This is a genomic window from Microcoleus sp. S36b_A4, from assembly GCF_036700645.1.
Taxonomy (GTDB): domain Bacteria; phylum Cyanobacteriota; class Cyanobacteriia; order Cyanobacteriales; family Microcoleaceae; genus Microcoleus.
On record NZ_JAUBPI010000023.1, the window covers coordinates 75,010 to 81,243 of the forward strand.

The 6,234-nt window shown below is 46.7% G+C and carries 6 protein-coding genes; 4 read left to right on the plus strand and 2 right to left on the minus strand.

Annotation, left to right across the window (positions count from 1 at the left end):
• Window positions 1-90 precede the first annotated feature (90 nt).
• The 3 genes from QUA03_RS10020 to QUA03_RS10030 all read left to right on the plus strand — a co-directional run bounded on the left by QUA03_RS10020 (window position 91) and on the right by QUA03_RS10030 (window position 2,690).
• Entirely contained in the window at window positions 91-561 is a 471-nt protein-coding gene (locus tag QUA03_RS10020) for a phycobilisome protein (protein WP_333211707.1), read from the plus strand.
• A gap of 57 nt (window positions 562-618) precedes the next feature.
• Complete coding sequence (locus QUA03_RS10025; protein WP_333211708.1) at window positions 619-1,281, plus strand: V4R domain-containing protein; 663 nt, start codon at window positions 619-621, stop codon at window positions 1,279-1,281.
• A 242-nt stretch (window positions 1,282-1,523) separates the two neighbouring features.
• Entirely contained in the window at window positions 1,524-2,690 is a 1,167-nt protein-coding gene (locus tag QUA03_RS10030; RefSeq protein WP_333211710.1) for a pentapeptide repeat-containing protein, read from the plus strand.
• A gap of 17 nt (window positions 2,691-2,707) precedes the next feature.
• On the opposite strand, the gene QUA03_RS10035 is transcribed toward QUA03_RS10030, so the two are convergent.
• Both QUA03_RS10035 and QUA03_RS10040 read right to left on the minus strand, forming a co-directional pair.
• Window positions 2,708-3,178, minus strand: coding sequence for a phycobilisome protein (locus QUA03_RS10035; protein ID WP_333211712.1), 471 nt, complete (start codon window positions 3,176-3,178; stop codon window positions 2,708-2,710).
• Between the two features lie 38 nt (window positions 3,179-3,216).
• Window positions 3,217-3,699, minus strand: a complete 483-nt coding sequence (locus QUA03_RS10040; RefSeq protein WP_006635922.1) for a 2Fe-2S iron-sulfur cluster-binding protein — start codon at window positions 3,697-3,699, stop codon at window positions 3,217-3,219.
• Between the two features lie 506 nt (window positions 3,700-4,205).
• On the opposite strand from QUA03_RS10040, the gene QUA03_RS10045 reads away from it, so the two are divergent.
• On the plus strand, window positions 4,206-6,143 hold the full coding sequence (locus tag QUA03_RS10045; protein ID WP_333211714.1) for a serine/threonine-protein kinase: 1,938 nt from the start codon (window positions 4,206-4,208) through the stop codon (window positions 6,141-6,143).
• Window positions 6,144-6,234: the final 91 nt, after the last annotated feature.

Here is a 6,234-nt window from a genome sequence, read left to right on the forward strand (position 1 = left end):
TCCATTAGTTAAACCCGTTAAATCCCGTACATAGCTCGTTGCCGAACTTCCTTCCTTTTATCAATTACCGATTACCACTTAATTAAAATCATGCACCCTGAGATTGAGGCGCTGCTAGATCAGGCAGAAAACCGCTTTTTAAAAGGCGAAGAACTCATGGCTTTTAAGCGTCAAGCTGTAACCCTTGTTCAGCGCTTAAAAATTTACGAATTTTTGCGAGAGAAGGAAGCAAGCATCTTCCAACCAGTAGCCAACAAACTACAAGAAACATTCCCCGACGAAAAACAAGAAACCTTAGAACGATCGCTCAAACATTGGGTGTTAGTCTTGCGGTACTGCGCTATGGCTATGCTGCTAAACGATCAAAATTTTCTGGAACAGCGCCTTGTAGACTGGCTTTCCGGCATAGTCGCAGCCCACCAAACTCAAAAAATCGAAGCAACTGTTTGTAATCTGCTGCAAACTCGTTTAAAAGAATTGCTTTCCGAGCAAGCCCGGGCTATATTGCAACCATTTTTTGACCAAGCACAGTCAATTATTATTGACCAAGGTAATAAATAATCAGCTTTCTTCCCAATTTCCAATTTCCAATTCCCGATTCCCAATTCCCAATTCCCGATGATTAATATTGCCGACTTACTCAAACAGCCCCGACTACCGGGAAACTACTTTGCCAGCGATGCCTACGTCCGAGGCGACCTCGAACTCGGTCTCCTCGAAAACCGCCGGGGCGATCGGCTTCTAGCACTCCCAGAAACACTGATTCAAGCCATTTATATCGGCTTAGAACAAGAAACAGGTCAAGCCTCTCGCCTCGTGCTTTTCAACTGCGGTCGCTGGTGGGGTAAAAACTTCTACGTGCGTTTTTGCGAAGAAGTTAGCGAATACTACGGTCAGCCAGTTTCTGAAATGGAAATGGTAGAATTTCTTCAGTCCTTACAGCAGTGTTGGAAAACTCATGGATGGGGAACATTTGAATTTGACCCCAGCTATTCCGAACAGGGATTTTTAATAGTAAAAATTGCTAACTCTCTTTTTGCTAAAACAGCTCCCAAGTCTAAGCGACCAGCCTGTTTTTTAGAAGCAGGTATTTTAAGTGCGTTCTTTAGTCAGCTTACGGGTCGAGAACTTCACTGTCTGCAAACATCCTGCGAATCATTGGGTTCGGACTGCAACCGCTTTATTTTAGGGCTGCGCGAGCGCCTCCAACCAGCAGATTCTATGGTCGAAGAAGGAAAAGACCATGAAGCTATTCTCAGTCAACTTTTTCAAAAAAACTGACTTATTTGACAGCTATTAGTTTGTTGCTAATAGCTGTCAAATCGATTTTTGGGCAGCCATATTATCGACCGTATCATCAAAACTGTGAGTTAAATTATAAAAAAGCTCGTGAGTTAAAAAATAAGGTTTTAGCAATTCAAATAAAACCTGATGAGAACTAGCAGCTAGAAACTTCATAACTTACTCTAGAAACTCATAAAATTTAAAAGCCATCAAAACCTCAAACATTTTGCTAGAACTTAATGGACGCCAATGAACTTCTAACTCGATATGCAGCCGGCGAAAGAGATTTTAGACTGGCAAATCTGCGCGGCATTGTGTTGAGTCCGATCGATTTATACCGTTCCAGCGATGCCCCAACTCTAATTTTGGCAAACCTCAACCAACACCAGCAACGACCCTACTTAATCGGTGCGAACCTCAGCGGGGCGGACCTCACCAAAGCCCATCTGAGCCGAGCCAATCTCAGCAAAGCTGACCTCAGCGGAGCCAATCTCACCGGCGCCAACCTCATGGCAGCCAGTCTAAGCGGCGCCAATCTCATCGGTGCCAATCTCACCGGCGCCAACCTAGCAGGCTCTCATCTGAATTGGGCAAACCTGACCGGAGCAAATCTTCCCAATGCTAATCTCATAGGTGCTGATATGAGCGCCGCTAACCTCACCAAAGCCGTTCTCACCGAGGCTAATCTCAGTAAAGCATATCTGATTAAAGCCAATCTCAACGGAGCAAACTTCAAAGATGCTTACTTAAGTCTAGCGAGTCTGAAAGAGGCAGACTTGACCGAAGCACAGCTCACCGGAGCCGAATTATCCAAAGCCAACCTAGCCGGAGCCAACTTAACCCGTGCTAACCTCAGTAAAGCCAACCTGTTGAAAGCTAATCTCAGGCGAGCTAACCTAACTCAAGCCTATTTAAACGGGGCGTGCTTGATCGGATCAGACCTTAGCGAAGCTTGCTTGGATAGAGCCAATTTGTGCAAAGCAGACCTCAGCAAAACCTATCTGAGAAACATTACTTTGAATGGCAGTCACTTAAGCGGTATTAACCTCAGCGGAGCCGATCTGGGCGGTGTAGACTTGAGCCGCAAACTTTTAACTGGAATTAATATGGCAGAGGCATTGTTGAACGAAGCCAACTTGAGCGGTGCCTATCTGATGGAAGCTAACTTGAGCGGGGCCAACCTCAGCAAAGCCAACTTGAGTCTAGCCTACCTGCTCAATGCCGACCTTTCTAATTCTTGCCTGCATGAAATTAACTTGAGCAAAGCTAACCTGAGTAAAGCCAACTTGCAGAAAGCTGACTTGACAGGAGCCAACCTCCGGGGAGCCATTCTCACTGAGGCGGATTTGACGGGAGCGAAGTTGATTGGAGCCACTCTTCCTAACGGCACAGTTTATCGGCGTTAACTTGTCAACCCCCTTGATTATTTGCCGAGTAAAGTGCGGTTGATGTCCAGAATCGGAAAAAATAGGTTCCTTTCTTCCACTGTGAGATATTGTTTGAGAACCTTTTTCATCACATCGTAAGTCACGGTCGCACTATTTCTAACTTGAACAGCGCCTAAAATAGTTTGCAACCAAAGTAGTAGCCGATCGCGCAATCGTTCCGTATCATTAATCAACAGTGCTGCCGCCGAATGCCTCAACACCCGCACAATATCTCCACGGCACTTTTCAGTCATATCGTTAGCCCCCCGCCGAAATAAACCAGGGTCTAGAGAGAGCATTTGTGCTTCCACTTGCCGCATAATTTCTGTTTCAGAGGCTTGAATTTTTTTATAAGCACTCATCCGGTGATTCAAAGACTGAAAGTAGTCTTTCAAAAATTGGAGTTCTTCTGCACTGGCGTAGCGTCCGTCTGCTTCCATGCTCAAACGCGCAAGTTGGCTCAACATAGATTTTTCTCTACTACTAAAATACAAACATATCAGTTTTAAGCTTCTTTAGTCCGAACTAAATATTGTCCTACTTGAAAGCGGGTTTCATTAAGCTGTGTAACAATAGAACGAGTAATTAACTTTCCCGATTCTACAACTACTTGACCCGTAATTGGGTGTAATAAATCTTGCTGGGCCCGGCGGCCGATCAAAGCTTCGACATTTTCAATCGCATTAATGTACATCCCCGCAGGCAACTGTACAACCACACCCTCACCCATAATTTGAGCCTGACAAGCAAGTCGCGAATTGGCTTTAGCCGTAGTAATGACTTCCAACGTCCTTCTCTCGCGGCGGTTCATGTCCGACAAGCCTTCCATGCCTTCTTTAATGTAAACATGGCAGGTAGCGCACATTCCCCGCCCCCCGCATTCCTTGAGAACGTCTAAGTCTTTGGAAAGTAAGGCAGACAGGATATTCGATCGGGTTTCGACTGCTATTTCCTCCGCAATTGGATCTAGTTTAATAATTTTAACCATATTGATCTTTGCTCCTGTCAAGTTCAGTATTTAGCAAGTTACGATTAACTTATTTAAAGCGCAAAAAAAATTGGTTAACACTCAAAAAGGTTAAGATGCCTTGACGACAGCATCGGCTTCTGGATCTCTAGCCCCTATGGCATAACCGCACTTCTTTCTGTTTTGGTCATATCGCTGTTCCCTCGCCCCGATCCCCCAGCTTAGCCTTGAAAAGCTAAAACTTTAGATACTTTCTGGATGGCATTGAAAAAACTGTAATAGTCGCGATCGACTAAAATAGCAGCCACAGGTAGTTCCAGATCGGGTACCGGCATCCGGCAAGATTGATAGTGATTCCGAAGCTCAAGGATTTTAGTAGGTGCGACAGTGTGATCGCTCTCAAAGAGGCTGAGAATGAACCTGAGATAACATAGGCTGTACCTGGCGAGGGGTTCAAAAATTTGAATTTTTGTCAGAATTATTTACATATTTTAATACTAGCTCAAGCTTTTTCTATAATTAGACCGATGCAACATTCTAAGTACCGTATTTTAGGGCTAGTCGGACAAGGACAATTTGGTCGAGTCTTTTGTGCCAGCGTTCGAGAAGCTCCCGCCCAGGACTCCCGTCTCACCAGCCAACTGGTTGCTCTCAAAGAACTTAGTCATCAAAAAGCCCCAACTAGCGAATTCTTGCGAGAGCTGTGGTTTCTGATCACCTTGCAGCACCCGAACATCGTTACCTGCCGAGCTCTAGAACACACAGCTACAGGCAGGTACTTGGTTATGGACTACTGCGAGGGAGGAACCCTCCGCAACCTGCTCAAACAAGAGCGCCCCTTGCGTTTGCTCGAAGGTTTGCAGCTAGTCATGGAAGTTTTAGCAGGCTTAGACTACGCCCACCGCCGAGGCGTAGTTCACTGCGACATCAAACCCGAAAATATCCTCCTAACTTTAGGGGCCAAAGGTTGGTCGCCCCGGCTGTCTGACTTTGGCATCGCGCGTCGGCTGCCAGAAATTGGTACCACTCGCCTCCACCAAGAACTTTCTCCCGACGCTACCGTAGGTTCCCCCGCTTACATGGCCCCTGAGCGGTTTTACGGTCTTTTTTCTCCGATGTCAGATATATATGCAGTAGGCATTCTGCTGTTTGAATTGCTAATGGGCTACCGCCCTTTCGGGGGAACCCCCGGAGACTTGAGGTGGGCGCACCTGAATCAACGCTTGCAATTTCCCGACGCCATCCCCGAACCTTTGCAAGCAATAGTTAAAAAATCTTTAGAAAAGCTGCCAGCCCGCCGTTTTGCCAGTGCTTCCCAAATGGCTCAAGCTCTGCGACTGATCATGTACGACCCCGCTGTCAGGCAATTGGGCGACTGCATTATTCCTTGGGAAAGCCCCACAACCAGTAGTGATAAAAGTCTGAAGTCGGAAACTGACTCTTTGCTGGAAGTTGAAGAGGAAGAAGCATCACAGTCGGCTATTAATTTACTTGGGACTGCGCGCTATTCGCTTTCGCAGCCAAAGCCACTGATACTTCCTGCACCGTTGACCGCTTTAATTGCCACTGAAACGTATCTATATGCTGCTGTAGGTACAGAGGTCAAGGTTTGGTCTCAGCCGGGAAAACAGCTAGTTACAGGAGAAATTTCTACTTCTATTTCATTAATGGCGGAAATTGTGCGTGGCATTTTACCGAGTTCCCACGGCTGCTGCGTTCTTACTCCGCAAAAACTTTACTGGCTCAATGAGCGCTCTTGGGAGCCTCAGTGCCTGTTGGATATGGGTTTGAGGCAAGGCCCAGATGCTTTAAAAGCTGCTATTGACTCTCACTGCAACTGGTTGACAGTAGCGGTTCCCGGCGAACTGCGTTTTTATTCTTTAGCTGGAAACAGCACGGCGGGCGATCGGGAAAAAGCCCTGAAGCTGATCGCTACTGTGCCGTTACCAGAACACTATTTACCAGAATTAATGTTTTTGGATCGGCGACACGTCTTAGCCGTTTGGCCGGACAACGAAACAAAAAATCCCCAAACTATTTTTAGAGTTTACACTCGCCGCGGCACGCCGGTGGGTTCTGTGCGGTTATCTGCCAGCGTCGGACAGATCCTATTGACACCTGAGCCTTATACTTTGCTGGGAATTCCCCAAGGTGGTAAAGCGGCGGTGCTGTTGATGAAATTGTGGCCGCTCAAGGTAGCGCGAATTCCCCTGGAAAGTTTGCCCGTGTCTGCTTGTGTGGCTAATTGGGGATGGGTATTAGCAGATGTCGGGGGGCAGATAGAAGTGTTAAACAGTCAAGGAATTCAAGTAGGGAATTTTAGCAGCCCCTCCTCACCCCGGGCGATAGCTCCCTGGGGGAATAAAGGTTTGGTGATTGCTGTCAATACTGAGGAAGAGAGTCACTTGCACTTTTTAGATGTAGATGTTGAGGAGACCAACTCGCGCTCGCTCATCAAAGGCTGATAACTGGCGTAACTAGGGCTTGCTGAATATATCGCCCGCGTGTTACGTGGCCTGGGTTATTTGATCGCGCGCTCAATAGTAAAGTGCAAGA